Raw genomic sequence first — 17623 nt, forward strand, 5'->3', positions numbered from 1 at the left:
TATACTCTCTATTCAACTGCCTCTTTGTTATTATGATATTTTTTAAAATTATCTGTCCATTCACTAGATAATTGTGCTACTATACTCCCATTAATATTTTTTGATTTGAATAGGAGTTGCATCATGTCACAAGAACACTGGAAATCCAAATTAGGTTTTATATTGGCAGCTGCTGGTTCTGCCATCGGCTTGGGAGCCATCTGGAAATTCCCGTATATCGCAGGTACTGGCGGAGGCGGCGCATTCTTTCTAATCTTTTTGCTTTTTACTGTCATACTTGGCGCGCCGCTTTTGATAGGGGAGTTTATCATTGGCCGCAGAACAAAGCTTGATGCTGTATCTGCTTATCAAAAGATTGCACCTGGGTCATTCTGGACTGTCATCGGCAGACTGGGTGTCGTTACTTGCTTTATTTTATTATCCTTTTACAGCGTTGTTGGCGGCTGGATTATTATTTATCTATTTGAAGCAATCCGCGGCAGCCTCAATGGGCTCTCACAGGATGGTTATGGCACGTTATTTAATGACATCATCTCTAACCCTGGCCCGACACTCTTCGCTCAGTTTCTTTTTATGCTGATTGCCATCCTTGTGGTTGCTAAAGGGGTGCAAAAAGGGATTGAAGTAACAAGTAAAATCATGATGCCGGCGCTGTTTCTTTTATTCCTTATCTTAGTCATTCGCTCTGTCAGCCTGGATGGCTCAATGGAAGGAATTAAGTTCCTGCTGGTTCCTGATTTTTCTAATCTGACATCTGAGTCCGTATTATTCGCACTTGGGCAAGCATTTTTCACCCTATCCGTCGGTGTATCCGTCATGGTTACTTATGCTTCCTACTTGCCAAAGACGCAGCATCTACCGCAAGCGACTTTTTCCATCATTATTATTAATATTTTTGTAGCACTTTTAGCAGGCTTAGCTATCTTCCCTGGAGTATTCTCCTTTGGGCTGGAACCTGATGCTGGCCCGGTACTGATCTTTGCTGTCTTGCCAGCGGTATTCAGCAACATGCAATTCGGTACCCTATTCTTCATCATCTTCCTGCTATTATTCTTATTTGCAGCTTTAACCTCTGCCTTCTCTATGCTGGAGATCTTTGTGGCTGCCACGACAAAAAAAGACAACACCAAGCGCACAAAACGATCATGGCAGCTCGGCATGTTGATTTTCTTGGTCGGAATTCCGTCCTGTCTGTCATATGGCGTGCTGTCTGACTTCCTTATATTCGACAAGACAATATTTGACTTGTTCGATTATACAGTCAGCAATATATTAATGCCCTTGGGAGCATTGCTTATTTCACTCTTTGTCCCGCTAAAAATAAAGAAAAGCGAGCTTTTTGAAGAATTGGCTCTTGGATCGAATGTTGGCAGGAGCTTCTTTAATGTCTGGTATTATTTATTAAAATATGTCACGCCAATCGCTATTATTATTGTCTTTTTAGATGTGCTTGGGCTTTGGGATTTTATTTTTGGATTATTTTCATAAGTGGATAGTTGAGAGGACGTAGGTTTACGTCCTCTTTGTTTATGTATCCAATCTCCAAATCTAAGCAGAAACGAAGAAGGCGGGTATGTCTATATGCTTGTTGATTTCACTTCATATGAAACAGAGCCCCTTCTGCTTTCACAGAAAAGGCTCATAAACTCTGATTATATTGTTTTATCTTTTAGAGGTATCATTCTGAGAGTCTCGTGTCGCTCTCAATCAACTATTTTTGTCCCATGAACTTCTCTAACATTCAGTTCAGAAGTGATAAAGTTAAGGTTTTTACTAGAAATTCCTCCACCAGGAAGGATAATGATCCTGTCATTTGCATGCTCAATATATTCCTTCAACCTGGCTAGATTATCTTCGACTCTCGTATCTAACGGGCCTCCATGGGTTAGGATTCGGTGTACCCCGTGTTCCACCAGCCAATCAATCGCTTTAAGCTGATTTTCAGGGCTTATATGGTCAAACGCCATGTGAAAGGTTATCTCCAGTCCTTTTGCTACATCCAATAAAGGGATCATAGCGTCTTCATCAATCCAGCCAGTATCATTTAAGCAACCCAGTACCACGCCATCTGATCCTAATTCCTTTAAATGGACAAGATCTCGCTTCATCATGTCCACTTCCTCTTTACTAAAAACAAAATTTCCGCCTCTTGGTCTAATCATGCTCATAACCTTAATGTCTTTACCATGGCAATAATTGATAGTTACTTCAGCTACACCGTGACTTACGGTTGTCCCCCCAGCTGCAAGGTTATCGCAAAGTTCAACCCTGTCAGCACCTTTAGCGATAACTTCGGGGACATTCGTAAAATTCTCTACACAGACTTCTTTAAGCATATGTATACCCACCTTACCTATGATATGGCTTGCTGTGTTTCAATAGTATTATCTCAGCCTTATTGGTAATTAACAAACGCTGGTGCAGGATCTAGTTCCAGAACCTCTTCCGGTGTCATGACAGGTTCGTCTTTCTTATAAAACACCTTGAATCCTCCATATTGGATAGGCTGATTATGTACAAGCTGATGATACCCAGATCGTTTTAAAGCTGCAATGCCGTGGCCATCATTATTCAGCACCACTTCCACGTTTTCTGCGGGATGGATGGCTTCTTTATTGTTGATGATGATGTCTGCAAATTGGTGGACAATGACAACCTTGTCAGGAAGTCCATTCTCAGATGCTAGATTTGATACATAATCGATAGCTTCTTGTACATTCTCGCCATCAACATGCCCCAAATCTTCTCCGGGAATTTGCCCCTCTTTCACATGAAATTCCGTATCAATAGCTAAGTGGACATAAGGCAATTTCAAATATTTCTCCAATGACTTCACTTGATTCTTAATATTGTCTCGTCCCAATTGAACATCGAGGATCAGCAAAGCATCGTTCTCTTCGGCTAACTTCGCATATCTTTCAATATCCTCATTAGCTGTCGCATGCATATAAAGCCCATCCTCCCCAGGGTTTCGCTGGGCAACCGTTGCGATTAATTCGATAGCTGGGATAGCCGGTCTCTCAGGATCCAGTTCGGAATAAGCCTTGGTTTGGTCCTTCAATTTCTTCATTAATTCCTCTGGGCTGTACTCTCCCAGAATCCCCATGCTAGTAGAATCAGGATGACCATAATAAGAAACGATTCTATTTTTCTGAAGCGGTCCATCTGTTTCATCTTCCGTACCTTTTTCCAAGGTTTGACCTAAAGGAACGCTCCTCTCCGTATCATCCCCATGCGCCTCTGTTTTTGGCATTTCCGCCAGCTGTGTTTCTGTATAATGACTTTCCAGCGGTTGAGCCTCCTCAGAAGGTTTAATAGCTTGATAGCTAGGCTGAGACGCAGGTTCTGAAGAAGTTGCTGCCTGCTCATCCGAGCTCACCTCTGACTTTTCTTTTGACTTCGGCTCTTGGTCTTGTGTATTTGCTTCCTGCGAACAGCCTGCTAATAATAAAGCCGGAATGACTGCAAGGCTAGCGCCTGCCATAATTAACTTTTTCATATTATCCCACCTGTGTTAAAAGTATTTCTTTGCTGGAAGAGTGTTTTACATCAAACAATGAAATCTTACATTATATATGTAAAAGTCGAAAGGTGCCTTTTACACTTACCACCTTCATAAATTAATAAACACCTTTTAGATCTCTATTAAAAGTCAATATTCTACAAGAGAGCCCTAACCTCATGTGTTACATTAAATATTAGAGATCACTAGGAGGTTTTTCTTATGGGACAAGAGGAAAGAACGGTATGCTTCGACCACGATTTAAAAATAGAAGCATATCGTTTTGAAGGAATCATGCAGAAATTCCCGAACCACTTCCATGAATATTATGTGATTGGTTTTATAGAGAAAGGGCAACGAAGACTATTATGTAAGAAGAAAGAATATGTAATAGGTGCCGGTGATATTATATTTTTCAACCCCTTTGACAATCATGCTTGTGAATCAATTGATAACCAAACTCTAGACTATCGCTGCTTGAATATCACACCTGAAATCATGCAAAAAGTGACAAAAGAGATTACAGGGCAGGATTATCTCCCAAACTTTATTTCTCCTGTTGCCTACCAAAGTGAAAAAGCAAAATTATTACATAATCTCCACCAAATGATCATGGACGAAATATCAGATTTTGAGAAAGAAGAAACTTTTTATTTTCTTATTCAACAGCTTATTGAAGAATATACCGAAGCCATTGAAGATGACCCAAAAGCTATGAAACAAGAAATCGAAAATATCTGTCGCTATCTGGAAGAACATTATGCGGAACATATTGCATTAAAAGATTTAGCAAAAATAGCGAATATGAACAAATATTCTTTATTACGTTCCTTTACTAGATTTAGAGGTATAACCCCACATCGTTACTTGCAAACAGTTCGTATTAATGAAGCAAAAAAACGATTGGAACAAGGAGTAAAACCAGTAGATACCGCAATAGAGACAGGTTTTGCAGATCAGAGTCATTTTAGCAATTCCTTTTTAGCTTATATTGGATTAACGCCCGGTCAATACAGGAATATTTTTATTTCGAATGACAGATAATCCGCTATAAAAAAATTAAAAAGTAAACTGAGAAAACAAGGAGTGAATGTTTTATGTCTAGTGAAGAGATTCGCTTTTCAAAAGCTCTCAAGTCGATTGCTAGAGACCAAGAAATAAAAGCCTATCTTCAAAATTCAGAAGAGCTTTATCCCTTTCTCATTAAAGGTGCAGACCGTTTTGTAGCTGGAGAAACACGCAGGGAAGGAATGAGCCGTGTCATAAGCCTTTATAATAAAGGCTATCAGGTTTCATTGGAGTTTATCGGCGAAAACACAACGTCTAAAAAAGAATGTATGATTGCCAAAAATGAATTTATAGAATTAATAAAAGATCTAGGAAATAATCAACTGGCGGCTACCGTATCATTAGATCTATCTCATATCGGGATGATGATTTCTGAGAAGATTGCATTTGCTAATTTAGAAGAGTTAGCAAATGAAGCACAAAAGCGTAATATTCAACTTATGATAAGTATGGAAGAATCGCAAAAAACAGATACGATTTTATCACTATATAAAAGGATATCGAAAATTTTCTCAAATGTTGGGATAACATTACAAGTTCATTTGAAGCGTTCATACAATGACCTTAATGACCTACTGAAAACGACTGGCAGAATACGTTTAGTAAAGGGAGCTTATCAAGAGCCGGAAGGTATATATATACCAAGATCCGAGGAGTTAAATACACGGTATTCAGAATTTGTATCCAAGTGTATCGATAGTAATCATCCATTGTCTATTGCTACACATGATGAAAGTTTATTGATGGACCTAAAAGCGAAGGGTTTTCTTTATAGTCCGAATGTTGAAGTAGAGATGCTGGATGGGGTTCAGTCTGACCTTTTAAAATCATTAAAAGAGGATAATATCCAGGCTAAAGTTTACGTAACATACGGCAGTGAGTGGTATTTGTATTTAGTTCATCGGATTGCTGAGTATCCTCCGAATATATATACTTTTATATCAGATATTATTGAACAAAATAATGATAGAGAGAAAAATGCTTACTAAACAAAAACTTTTTTCTATTGTTCCTTTGTATATTAGGAACAACAAAGATCTGGTGTTCAGAATTATAAGTTGAAGATTCAATGGTTACTCTGCAGTAACACATAGGGTATTTGAATAACTGTCCTGTCTTCCATTGCTTCGATGGTAATTGTAGAGGGCTCCCTTTTAATCATACAGGCAGCAAAGTCTTTTTCTAAGGTAAAGGCTACATTATATTCCCTGCCGTCAGTCAACAAACAGCCCCTTCTGCTCTCACAGAAAGGGCTTTTCTCTTTCAATAGGATGTGATTTGCTAGTTTTTTATCAGTTTCACTCAATCTTTAAAACAATACCTGTACAGTTATGCAGAGTGGACTTAATTATGACGATTTTTTTCTCCCCATTCACATAATTGCTCCAAAACAGGTAATAGCGTTTCTGCTTTAGGGGTGAGACTGTACTCCACTTTAGGAGGAATTTGAGGATATTCTTTTCGTCTGACCATCCCATCTGCTTCCAATTCTTTAAGCTGGGAACTCAACATCTTAAAAGTGATTGGCTCTAGCTTTCTTTTCATTTCATTAAAACGAACGGGTTGATTTTCTGCCAATAGGTAAAGGATGAGCATTTTCCACTTACCTCCAACAACGGAAAGTGTATAACCAAAAGGCGTCTCCCGGACATTCCCCTTCTCTTTATAATCGGCCATTCCCATATGAACACTATCCTTTCCGGTAGTATCTATCAAAAAAGTGCGTACTATTTTCCCTTTTCTATTCATTTTATACTTACCTTAGTTCTAATAAAAGGAGAGAAAAATATGAAGGATATCAAAACATATAACCATGACCTTTGGGATCATGGTATCAGTCAAGGCTACAGCGTGAACGGTACGATTTACGTTTCAGGCCAATTTTCACATAATGAGGACGGCACATTCATTGGCGAGGATAATATCGAAGCACAGACGCGACAAACACTCGAAAACCTTGATCGTGTACTAAAGGAATTTGATGTCACAAAGTCCAACCTTGCTTATGTGGAAGTCTATCTAACTAATCCTCAAGAGCATACTGAGTCCGTTATTACCCTTTTCAAGGAATATCTAGATACTCATCGTCCAGCAGGCAGCCTCATCGGCGTCACCTACCTGGCATTTCCGGAGCAGTTGATCGAAATCTCTGCTATCGCACACACCGATTAAATAAGCTGTATTATATTCTATGAATGTGTTGTGAATTATGTATTACTTTTCATCGAGAAGAGACTGGAATAAAAGCATTCCAACAAAAAGAAAACCCGACCTATGTTACAAATCTGTATGGGCAGATTTGCATTAGATCGGGTTTCTGGTTTACTGTTCTTATTTATTTCAACTGCTGGTAAGAGGCCAACCGATGAATATGCACTGCCAGATACGCAAGCTCTTCCTTCGGCAGCATTGTACCGTGGACTTGTGAGATGTAGTTCTCGATCTTGAAGGCGATGTCCATGGCTTGCGGGTACAGATTGGCAATTTGTTCGAACAATAGATTTTCTGGGTCGTCGAGCATGCTGTCGGCGTAGAAGCGCTCGACGAAGAATTTCACGTGCGTGATGAAGCGGCCGTAATGGATGTTGTCGGTGTCCATTTTGATTTGCAGGGCGTAGCGGACTAGGTTGACGATGCCGCCGATCATTTTTGCATATTTCATCCCGTCGTTCGATTCCTGCTTTTCGCCTTGGGCATTGATCAAATGGAAGGCAATATTGGCTGCTTCCTCTTTCGGCAGCTCGATCTGAAACTGCTTGTTAATCAGCTTCAAGGCATACGTGCCAACCTCAAATTCTTCCTGGTAGAAATTCTTGATTTCCCAGAACACTCTATTTGTGATATTGATATTCTTTTTATAGCGTTCGACCGCGAAATGCAAATGGTCCATTAGCGTGAAATAGATACCTGTGTTAAGCTTTGTGCCGAGCTGCTGTTCGGCATGCTGGACAATTTGCTGTGTCAGGTCGATAAATGCTTGCGGAATGGAATCCAGCAGGCGCAGGAACTCTTTGGCTTTGGCATTTTCAATCGGCATGAAAGTCTGGTCAGCTTGGTCCTCTTTGATGATGCTGCCGGCTTTTTGGCCATAGCCGATTCCTTTGCCGAATAGGATATATTCTTGTCTTTCCTCGCCCTCCACCAGCACGACGCTGGAATTGAGCACTTTTTTGATCTTAATCATCGGCCTCACCTATCCTCTGCGGTGTATCTATCAGTCGAGGTCTTCCCCATTGCTTTCAATCACTTTTTTGTACCAATAGAAGGAGTCTTTACGCTTACGTTCGAGCGTGCCATTGCCTTCGTCATCTTGATCTACGTAGATGAAGCCATAGCGCTTCGACATTTGGGATGTGCCGGCACTGATGATATCAATCGGGCCCCAGCTCGTGTAGCCGAACAGCTCAACACCTTCTTCAACAGCTTCCTTCATTTGACGGAAATGCTCACGGAAGTAGTCGACGCGATAATCGTCATGAATACTGCCGTCGCTTTCGACTTCGTCCTTGGCGCCCATGCCGTTTTCAACGATGATCAGTGGCAGTCTATAACGATCATACAGCTCGAGCAAACTGATTTTCAATCCGATCGGGTCGATTTGCCAGCCCCAGTCAGTAGCCGGAAGATAAGGGTTCTTCACTCCTCTTACTGTGTTACCAGCAGTCTTCTCCAGGCCATCTTCTACTGACTCTGTCAGGGACATGTAGTAGCTGAAGGAAAGATAGTCTACTGTATTCTCTTTCAGAATCTCCAAGTCGCCTTCTTCCATTTGAATGTGGATACCTTTACGCTCCAGCTTCTTCAATGTCAGGCGCGGATACTCTCCGAATACCTGTACATCAGCATAGAAGTAGTTCTGCAGGTTCTTCTTAAGCGTGATTTCCACATCTTCTGGCTTACAAGTGTTGGGATATGTCGTAAGCTTTGTCAGCATACAGCCGACCTGACTGCCAGGGATGATCTCGTGGCAGTCTTTTGTAACTAGAGCAGATGCAACGAACTGGTGATGCAGCGCCTGATATACCTGTTCTTCTTCCTTACCTTCCGGGCAGCGGTCTGGAATAATGCCTGCAGTTGTGAACGGATGGCGGTTGATACTGTCGATTTCGTTGAAAGTAAGCCAGTACTTCACGTAATCTTTATAGCGGTTGAAGCACACATTGGAGAAGCGGACAAAGTCATCAATCACTTTGCGCTCGACCCAGCCGTTATACTTCACACTGAGTGCCAATGGCATTTCGTAGTGGGATAGCGTTACTATCGGCTCGATATTGTACTTTTTCATTTCTTTAAACAGGTTGTCATAGAACTCCAGACCTTTTTCGTTCGGCTCTTGTTCTTCTCCTGTTGGGAAGATACGGCTCCAGGCGATGGAGACACGCAGTGCTTTAAAACCCATTTCAGCGAATAGTGCCAAATCCTCTTTGTAATGATGATAGAAATCGATACCGCGGCGCTTCGGATAATATTTATCAGTCGGATCATCCATTGCTTTTTGAACAACATCTGAGCTAATTGCTACGTGGCCTTCATAATCATCAAGACTCAGGTCGGAACGGTAGCTCGCTACATCCGCTACGCTCATTCCTCTGCCGTCTACATTCCAAGCACCCTCTGCCTGATTGGCGGCAATAGCGCCGCCCCATAAGAAATCTTTAGAAAATGTCATCTGTTTCAGCCTCCTAGTTGGGTAATGACCATCAGCTTATCCTGACGGGTAACGTTTTCTTGTTTGTTGATTTGAACATTATATTTGTCTGTATTGGTGATGATTGCGAGTGTGACAGGATCAAAGCCGGCTGCTTTGATTTTCTCTAGATCAAAAGTGAGCAGCACATCGCCTGCTTTTACTTGATCTCCGACTTTGACCTGCGGTGTGAAGTGCTCGCCGCCAAGCTGTACCGTGTTCAGTCCCACGTGGAACAATATTTCTGCACCTGTCTCTGTTTTCATGCCAAGTGCATGACTTGTTTCGAATATCATTGAGATCTCGCCGTCCACCGGAGCATATAGTTCACCTTTAGAAGGGACAACTGCGATTCCATCACCCATTGCTTTGGAAGAAAATACTTCATCCTGCACTTGTGACAGCGGTATCATTTTGCCGGCTACTGGGCTGGTGAAAGTTTCCCCTCGGCCGATTTTCTCAGCAAATTTCTCTTCTTCTGGCTGTACTTGTTCTTTGTCTTTGCCGAGAATGAAGGCAGCAATGAATGCAACTGCGAAAGATAATACGAATCCGATTGCTGCGTACAGAATGTTACGCGGCAGATCTTCAGATAGGAACATACTCATGCTGGCAAGTCCTGGACCAACGACAACGAATGCCTGCAATCCAACGATTCCGACAAATGTACCGCCTACGAATGCTCCTATCATAACACTCGCGAGTACCTTTTTGTTTTGCAATGTAACACCGTATAGTGCAGGCTCTGTGATTCCGAAGAATGCTGAGATACCAGCAGATACAGCCGTTGTACGAAGCCGTTTATCTTTGGTACGCAATGCGATGGCAAAGCAGGCACCGCTTTCCGCGATGTTATGCGCAAGAGAAGCTGGCATGTAAAGTGCTTCACGGCCAGTGCCACTCAATGTAGTCAGTGCGTAAGGCAGCAATGCTTTGTGCATTCCCATTGCAACCATGAATGGCAGCACACAGGCGAGCAACGCAACTGCAAGCCAGCCAACATATTCATACACCCAAAGGATGACGGCAGCGAAGCCTTGACCAAATGTGTAACCAGCAGGTCCGAGCAATAGCAGCGCAATCGGCACTGTAATTACTAGTGACATCATCGGTACGAAGAAAATCCGAATCGGTTTTGGTGAGAAACGTGTGAACAGCTTCTCCATCTGTGCATAAAACAGGACAGTAAGAATTGCCGGGAATACTTGATATGCATAAGCGATATTTTGCAGGTTGAATGAAAACAGCTGTGCACCTTCTGTGAGCATCGTTGTCATGTTCGGCAAAATCAGGGCGCCGACTGCTGATAACGCAACTAACGGATTAACCTTCAGTTTATTTGCCGTTGTTACTGCTACTAGCAATGGCAGGAAGTACAAGGGTGCATCCCCGACCATGTTCAGTATCTGATATGTCTGGCTTTCGGTTTCCAGGACTCCCATCAAAGCAAGCAAGAGTAAAAGTGACTTCAGGATACCGCCGCCTGCGATAGCTGGTACTAACGGCTGGAACACACCGACAATAAAATCAAGAATGGTTGCGCCGATCTTTTTCTTCTCTTTTGGCTGATCAGCAGCTTCCTCCCCGCCAACATCCCCAATAAGCTTCTGGAGCTCATTGTATACCTCCACCACATCATTACCGATAACAACCTGGCATTGCGCTGTCATGCGAACAGCGATGACACCTGGCGTACTTTCCAGCGCCTTGATATCTGCCTTCTTGTTATCGACGAGCGAGAAACGCAGACGCGTCGAGCAATGCCCAAGATGCGCGATATTCTCCTTGCCCCCAATATGCTGCAAAACGTCTGTTGCGACTTGTTTGTAATCCATCCCTAACCCTCTCTTTCTCGATGCGACGGGTAGAAAGAAAACAAAAAAGGACCTAATACGGCAAATGAATACATCTTGCCGAATTAGATCCTGCCTGCATTACCAGTCACATGTCTAATGGTTTTATTTAACTGACTTCAGTATAAAATATAAAAATGTAAGCGTCAACATTTTGTTGTGATAATTATAAATATGTTTTGTTTAACTGGAAAACTCAAGCACAGCGTTTTCACTCAACTGTAAGGATACCCAAGGTTTTAGTGGGAAATAATAGTAATAATGAGTTAGGAAAAGGATGTGCTTTATTTGGATTTTATACAAAGCCAGCAAACACTTACAACTTTAGAGTGGGTGCTTCGAGCAGTCGTATCATTTGTCTTTTTACTGATTGTCGCTAAAGTTCTTGGTCAGCGGTCTATTTCACAGCTTCGGCTTCTTGATTTTGTTATTGCATTAGTTGTTGGAAATATTATTGCCCACCCTTTATCAGATGAAGAGCTTGGCCTCAAAGGATCCATCGTTACAACTATTGTATTGGTGCTGTTATATCTGGGCGGAATATTTCTTATCTTGAGATGGCCTTGGTTTCGTAATTTGATCAATCATAAGCCGATCCCGATTGTGAAAGAAGGAAAGATCCTTTATGAAGGCTTACGGCATGCAAGAATATCGATCGATGTATTATTAGAAGAATTACGGCAAGGCAAAGTGGAGGATGTAAAGAAAGTGGCCCTAGCACTTTGGGAGGCTGAAGGAAGAATATCGTTCTTTCTGGACCCTAAATATGAACCGATCACACCAGAGACCATGCAAATAAACATGCAGCCTTTTTATCTCCCACGAACGATTATAAAGGACGGGAAAATTGTTTATGAAGAACTGAAAGAAACATCTAAGGATGAAGCGTGGGTTGTGTCCTATCTAAACAATACGTATCAGACTGAAGTAAAAGATGTATTGCTTGCCACAACTGATAAAAATGAAAATCTAAACGTATTCTTGTATCGCTAGCTTTAATGGTCGTATTTTTGACTATATAAAGGCAAGAAGCTGCAGTATCTATTAGGATACGGCAGCTTCTTTTAGTTCCATTTATTTCTTTTCTTTTCCTTCTTCATTTGTGGTCAATTCCTCCGAAAATTCCGTTACCAGGTTTTGAAGAGGCGGACCAAATGCTGCTTTCCTTCGATTGCGGGATTTTACAGCCAAGTAGATGAGTGTATAGAATACCACCATGACAATTCCTGAAATCAAGCCGGTTTCCTGTCCTGGAACAAAAGGCATACAAAGTAAAACGATAATCATACTTATTAAAGCAATCCAGGAATTATAGGGAAATCCCGGCATTTGGCAAATGCCATTCGGCGGACAGCCATGCTTTTTGCGGTGGCGGATATGGCTCGCCATAATGACGGCGTAAGTGAAGATCAATGCAAATCCCCCGGTGCTGATCAACACCAAATATGCCCTTGGAAATAGAAGGCCGAATCCCAGTCCCAGCAGCATGGCGAGTCCGGAAAACAGAATCCCGCGATAAGGAACATCTCCCTTGTCTCTCAGCCAGCTTGGCGCATGTCTCTCATCGGTCAGGGAGCGAATCATTCTGCCTAGTCCAAAGATGGCAGCCAGCATCGCCGATAAAATGGCTGAAATAAGAACAATGTTTATTGCAGTCCCTGCCCAGCCTATGCCCCAGCGATTAAGGGAAGCGACCATTGGACTGGTGTTTTCATTCAGTGATGCAGTTGGAATAAGCGGCAGCAATACAGCAGCATAGAGGACATAAAGACCAACCAGCGAAAAAACTGTATAACGGATCGCTTTGGGAATTGTTTCACGTGGATTCTCTGCTTCTGAGGCAGCAAGCCCGATAATTTCAAAACCTGCATAAGCAAAAACGATCAGCAGCATACTTCCGGCAAGTCCTCGAAGTCCGCCTGCCATCAGTGGTTCATCCGCCAGCGCCCCTGCCCCAACTGGTCCTGATCCCGGAAGCCATCCAAAGATCAACACAACAGCTGTAACGATAAAGAAGATGATGGCAAATATTTTCACACCAGAAAGCGCACTCTCCAGTTTTCCAAGCTTATCAGCACCCAATAAATTAATAAGCGTCACGCCAATAATAACGGATCCCCCGAGCAACGCAATCGAGATATTCGGGAACCACTGCCGGAACAAAATACTAATGGCAGTAGCTTCACTGGACATAGACAATATGGTGCCCGTCCAATAAAGCCAGCCAACTACAAACCCTGCCCCCTGCCCCAGGTTCTGGGCTGCAAAGGTGCTGAATGACCCCATAGAAGGATTGGCCACCGTCATCTCTGACAGAGCATACAAGATAAAGTAAACCAGCACACCCGCCAAAATATAAGCAATTATAATGGAAGGTCCCGCTGCCCGGATGGCTACCGACGAACCAAGGAAAAAGGAACCCCCTATTACGCTCCCCAACGCCATCATCGTTAACTGTGTAGCAGATAAACCTTTACCTTTTTTCTCCATGATTTTCTCCTCAAAGTCGTGATATGTGTAATTATTATCTGCTGTTATGAGGAAACAATTCTTGAAGAATTGGTGCAGGGAAAATAACGTCCATTATTAATGCCCCAGTTAATACTTGCGTGAATATCTGAAAATCATCTCCCTAAGATGAAAATCATCACCTTCAATTAACTCGGTAATCTTGTTACCCTAAATGAAAGCGCATTCAAAGATGGGAGGGAAAGCGATTCGTAACCTATAGGAAACCATGATTTTGGTGCAAACATGCAGGACAGTTTACGAATTAGCATTTCTAAAAAAGAGGAGGTTTTATATTGAAAGCTAAAAGATCACCACACATTTCCATATATCTTTTGATCATTTTTACTTTCTTATTAACATCTATCACTCCTAATATTACTAGTGCCAAAAAAATCAAGGAAGAAACTGAAATTAATAATTTAAAGGTTAATTACCAAGACAATCCTATAGGAGTGGAATCAGATGGCATACGGTTCAGCTGGTCGCTCTCTTCTAATGTTATAGGACTGAATCAGAAAGCATATCAGATAACCGTCAAAGACGAAAAAGGTAAAAGAGTTTGGGATAGTGGTGTTGTGAAAGATTCGAAATCGGTTGGTATTTCCTATAACGGTCGGGAGCTTGATTTGGAATCGCGCTATACCTGGTCTGTTGAAGTAACGCTTTCAAATGGAAAAGAAGTAAAATCGGATTCTGCCTATTTTGAGACAGGGACTGATTTTGGAAATGCAGACTGGATTTATCATAAACAGGAGGCTGAGGACTACTTCAAAGAAAATGTAGGCGCTTCTCTTAATGCAACCATAGAAGAAGGAGGCTTCACGCTGAATTGGGGCATGAAAAATAAGACAAACGGACTTGTATGGAGCTTTAATGGAACCAATCTTATACAGAGCGTAACTAAAGACGGGGTAACCAAACAGATTGGGACTGTAGATCTGAAGGACAGGATTTCATTAAAAGAGTCCTTTGATTTGGAGGTCTCAGCAAACTCAAAATCCATCAAAACCTACATCAATGGCGCTTTGGTAAATACAATTCCTAAAACCTACGCGATCGAAGGATCATATATTGCCCTGACAGCGAGCCCTGCATCCAGAAATACTCCAGCACAAAAGGCGAGCTTTAAGGATGTAGCTGTGACTTTGGATAAGAAGGAAGAGCCGATAACAGAGTTCAATGGAGGTACGCCAGATGATAAAGGCGCCCTAGTACTGAGCGGTACAACGGCTTACCAAAAGAATTACCAAGGCAAACCTGTACAGTACGAGGATGAATTAACCTCCATGCCTATGTTCCGAACAGAGAAGGATTTAAAAGGAAAGATTGATTCGGCCCGTTTATATATCACTTCATTAGGTGCTTATGAAGCTTATATTAATGGGAAAGAAGTAATGGTTACGAACGGAGATGGTACAAAACTGAACGATACATTTAACCCGGGTTGGACTGACTATCACAGTTACGTTAATTATCAGTCTTATGATGTTACCGACTATATGAAAGGAAACAGCGTGGCTTTAGGGGTTAAGGTTGGTACTGGCTGGTATGGCGGGCAGGCTGGTAGTAATGGCGGCGGTAATATTTACAATGAAATTGGTGACGATTTAGAGAAAGAACTAGCGCTTCTCTCAAAACTTGTTATTACCTATAAGAACGGGAAGCAAGAAGTCATCACTTCCAATCAAGATGAATGGAAAGTATCCACAGAAGGCCCGATTAAGCTTAATGATTTCTTTATCGGAGAAAACTATGATGCCCGTATGGAGGAAAATGTAGCTGGTTGGGATAATACTGGATTTGACGATTCTGACTGGAGTAAAGTAAACGAGTTTGATTATGATGGAGATCTTGTGGCTAGCAGTGAAGGTGCTGCATATATGCTGAAAGAAAACAAGATACAACCTGCACCAAATAAAGACACATTCATTTTTGATCCGAATGATATTGATTATTCCAACGAAGAATTGAAGCTAGGTGAAGTAAAACGCAAAAAAGTTGATCCGACAAAAGATATCAAACTCGCGAAAGGAAAAACGCTCATAGTGAATCTCGGTCAAAATATAGCTGGTGTTCCAGGTATCTCCGTCTCCGGGGCTGAAGGCACGACGGTCAGTATGCGCGGAGCTGAGATGCTTAATGATGGAAGAGATCACGAAAAGAGCAGTTTTGGGAGTGACGGGCCAAAAGGAACACTTTATTGGGCAGGTCTTACTCGCGGCAGGGAAAAAGATCAAAACTGGTATACAGACCACTATACCTTGAATGATAAGCGAGTACAGAATTACCTTCCAAGTTTCACGTTCCACGGCTTCCAGTATCTCGAAATCACAGCAACTGATGACATCGTTATACATGATGTGTATGGACAGCCAATCACGTCATCGACCAATCATACTTTATCGATTAAAACGAATAATGAAAATGTTAATAAATTGTTCCAGAATGCTCTTTGGGGACAAAAAAGTAACTTCTTATCGATACCTACCGATACGCCTGGACGGTCAGAGCGTTTAGGCTGGACAGGTGACATACAAGTATTTGGTGATACTGCTCTTTACAATTTTGACTCCGTTGCATTCTTGAACAATTACTTGGATATACTCAAGGATTATGCTAAGAACAATGATGGTTATATTGCAGATTATCTGCCGACCATTAACAAGGCTAACGCTACAAACGCAGGCTGGTCGGATGTTATTATTACGCTGCCATGGGATATTTATATGCACACTGGCGACATTACTGTTTTGGAAGAAACCTACGAGATAATGCAGAAGTACATGAAAAATGTCATGACTGACGGCATGAAAGCTACTTACGGGGATTGGGTTGCCATGGAAGGGACTGCTCCACAGTTCATGAGTGCCATGTACCAAGCACTGGATGCTCAGAGAATGGCGGAGATTGCTACACTGCTTGGTGAAACCAATGATGCTGAAATGTACACGGAAGAATCACAGCGCGTCATTGATTTGGCAACGGAGAAATACGTGGATGAAAACGATAATCTCCTTTCTGTCAGTGCTGACAACTTCAACCGTGGTTTCTTGATTGAACTATTCAAAGACAATTCCCAGACAAGTATCATTTGGGCACTTAAAATGGGAATGTATGACTCCGAAGAGCAAAAACAGAAGTTCATCGAAAATCTCTTGAAAAATATCGCTAATGAAAACCGTTCTGAAAGATACAATGCCGGTGAAAACACACTCTCTACAGGGTTCCTGGGTGTAAATGAGTTATTACCGGTGCTTACGGAAAATCAACTTTCTCCTAAAGCCTACGATATTTTACTACAAGATAATATGCCTTCCTGGCTGAATCATGTCAAGCTTGGTGGAACTACCACTTGGGAACGTTGGAATGCATATACAAGCGAGTACGGCTTTGATGATGCTGGTATGAACTCCTTCAACCATTACGCCTATGGCTCCGTAGTCGAGTGGATGGTGGAATATATGGCAGGTATACAAAAGGATGAGCAAAATCCAGGCTTCAAACACATTATCTTGCAGCCGACCATGGATACAGGTGAAAAGTATAATGACCAAAAACGTATTGATAGCGTAAAATCAGATTTCGACTCCTATTATGGAAAAGTAGTTTCCAATTGGAAATCTGACGATGGAAAATTGAAGTCTTACGAAGCGGTTGTTCCAGCAAATACTTCCGCGACACTTTATTTGCCAGTTGACGTTGACTCAATTGCGAAGGATATTCCAGGTGTTACGTACAAAGGAAATGAGGAACGCTCCGGCATTAAAGTAGCAGTATTCGAACTGCAAGCTGGCGGATATAAGTTCAGTGTGAATAAAGGAAAGCTTAAGGCAGAATTGATGGACGGATATGTAGTAGAAATAGCCAAAGGAAAAAGCGGCAAGTAAAATGATTTCCTCCCTATGCATACTAAATCCATCGTAAATCGCGGAAACAAAAAGAGAATATGAAAAAATCAAATGCCACATACCCAATCATTTACGTGGGTATGTGGCAATTTTG

At 41.9% G+C, this 17623-nt stretch carries 13 protein-coding genes and 1 pseudogene; 6 read left to right on the top strand and 8 right to left on the bottom strand.

Annotated elements, in window-relative coordinates; all coding sequences use genetic code 11:
- Positions 1–123 precede the first annotated feature (123 nt).
- Complete coding sequence (locus tag ABXS78_RS16625; protein ID WP_366248153.1) at positions 124–1488, top strand: sodium-dependent transporter; 1365 nt, start codon at positions 124–126, stop codon at positions 1486–1488.
- A 215-nt stretch (positions 1489–1703) separates the two neighbouring features.
- On the opposite strand, the gene ABXS78_RS16630 is transcribed toward ABXS78_RS16625, so the two are convergent.
- Both ABXS78_RS16630 and ABXS78_RS16635 read right to left on the bottom strand, forming a co-directional pair.
- A complete protein-coding gene (locus ABXS78_RS16630) occupies positions 1704–2336 on the bottom strand; it encodes a copper homeostasis protein CutC (protein WP_366248154.1) in 633 nt (210 codons plus the stop codon).
- A gap of 59 nt (positions 2337–2395) precedes the next feature.
- Entirely contained in the window at positions 2396–3499 is a 1104-nt protein-coding gene (locus tag ABXS78_RS16635; protein WP_366248155.1) for a hypothetical protein, read from the bottom strand.
- Positions 3500–3724: 225 nt separating this feature from the next.
- Here ABXS78_RS16635 and ABXS78_RS16640 point away from each other — a divergent pair, with 225 nt between their 5' ends.
- Positions 3725–4546, top strand: coding sequence for an AraC family transcriptional regulator (locus ABXS78_RS16640; protein WP_366248156.1), 822 nt, complete (start codon positions 3725–3727; stop codon positions 4544–4546).
- A gap of 53 nt (positions 4547–4599) precedes the next feature.
- Positions 4600–5559: a proline dehydrogenase family protein gene (locus ABXS78_RS16645; RefSeq protein ID WP_366248157.1), complete on the top strand. Its 960-nt coding sequence runs from the start codon at positions 4600–4602 to the stop codon at positions 5557–5559.
- A 92-nt stretch (positions 5560–5651) separates the two neighbouring features.
- Here ABXS78_RS16645 and ABXS78_RS16650 read toward each other — a convergent pair.
- A pseudogene (locus tag ABXS78_RS16650) lies at positions 5652–5795 on the bottom strand (Crp/Fnr family transcriptional regulator); the annotation flags it as partial.
- A gap of 119 nt (positions 5796–5914) precedes the next feature.
- Positions 5915–6253 (bottom strand): helix-turn-helix domain-containing protein, encoded by a 339-nt coding sequence (locus ABXS78_RS16655; RefSeq protein WP_366249966.1) that lies wholly within the window; start codon positions 6251–6253, stop codon positions 5915–5917.
- 105 nt (positions 6254–6358) lie between these two features.
- Here ABXS78_RS16655 and ABXS78_RS16660 point away from each other — a divergent pair, with 105 nt between their 5' ends.
- Positions 6359–6742 carry a RidA family protein gene (locus tag ABXS78_RS16660; RefSeq protein ID WP_366248158.1) on the top strand — a complete coding sequence of 128 codons (384 nt, stop codon included), beginning with the start codon at positions 6359–6361 and terminating at the stop codon, positions 6740–6742.
- 163 nt (positions 6743–6905) lie between these two features.
- On the opposite strand, the gene ABXS78_RS16665 is transcribed toward ABXS78_RS16660, so the two are convergent.
- From ABXS78_RS16665 to ABXS78_RS16675, 3 genes are read right to left on the bottom strand one after another with little or no spacing between them, the layout of a single operon-like run.
- A complete protein-coding gene (locus tag ABXS78_RS16665; RefSeq protein ID WP_366248160.1) occupies positions 6906–7754 on the bottom strand; it encodes a PRD domain-containing protein in 849 nt (282 codons plus the stop codon).
- A gap of 30 nt (positions 7755–7784) precedes the next feature.
- Positions 7785–9239, bottom strand: coding sequence for a glycoside hydrolase family 1 protein (locus ABXS78_RS16670; protein WP_366248162.1), 1455 nt, complete (start codon positions 9237–9239; stop codon positions 7785–7787).
- A 5-nt stretch (positions 9240–9244) separates the two neighbouring features.
- Positions 9245–11092 carry a beta-glucoside-specific PTS transporter subunit IIABC gene (locus tag ABXS78_RS16675; RefSeq protein WP_366248163.1) on the bottom strand — a complete coding sequence of 616 codons (1848 nt, stop codon included), beginning with the start codon at positions 11090–11092 and terminating at the stop codon, positions 9245–9247.
- Between the two features lie 306 nt (positions 11093–11398).
- Here ABXS78_RS16675 and ABXS78_RS16680 point away from each other — a divergent pair, with 306 nt between their 5' ends.
- Positions 11399–12103, top strand: a complete 705-nt coding sequence (locus ABXS78_RS16680; RefSeq protein WP_366248164.1) for a YetF domain-containing protein — start codon at positions 11399–11401, stop codon at positions 12101–12103.
- An 81-nt stretch (positions 12104–12184) separates the two neighbouring features.
- Here ABXS78_RS16680 and ABXS78_RS16685 read toward each other — a convergent pair whose 3' ends face one another.
- Entirely contained in the window at positions 12185–13600 is a 1416-nt protein-coding gene (locus ABXS78_RS16685; protein ID WP_366248165.1) for an amino acid permease, read from the bottom strand.
- 314 nt (positions 13601–13914) lie between these two features.
- Between ABXS78_RS16685 and ABXS78_RS16690 the strand changes: the two genes are divergently transcribed.
- Positions 13915–17508 (top strand): family 78 glycoside hydrolase catalytic domain, encoded by a 3594-nt coding sequence (locus tag ABXS78_RS16690; protein ID WP_366248166.1) that lies wholly within the window; start codon positions 13915–13917, stop codon positions 17506–17508.
- Positions 17509–17623: the final 115 nt, after the last annotated feature.

Origin of the sequence: Terribacillus aidingensis, assembly GCF_040703035.1 — a bacterium.
Lineage (GTDB): Bacteria > Bacillota > Bacilli > Bacillales > Amphibacillaceae > Terribacillus.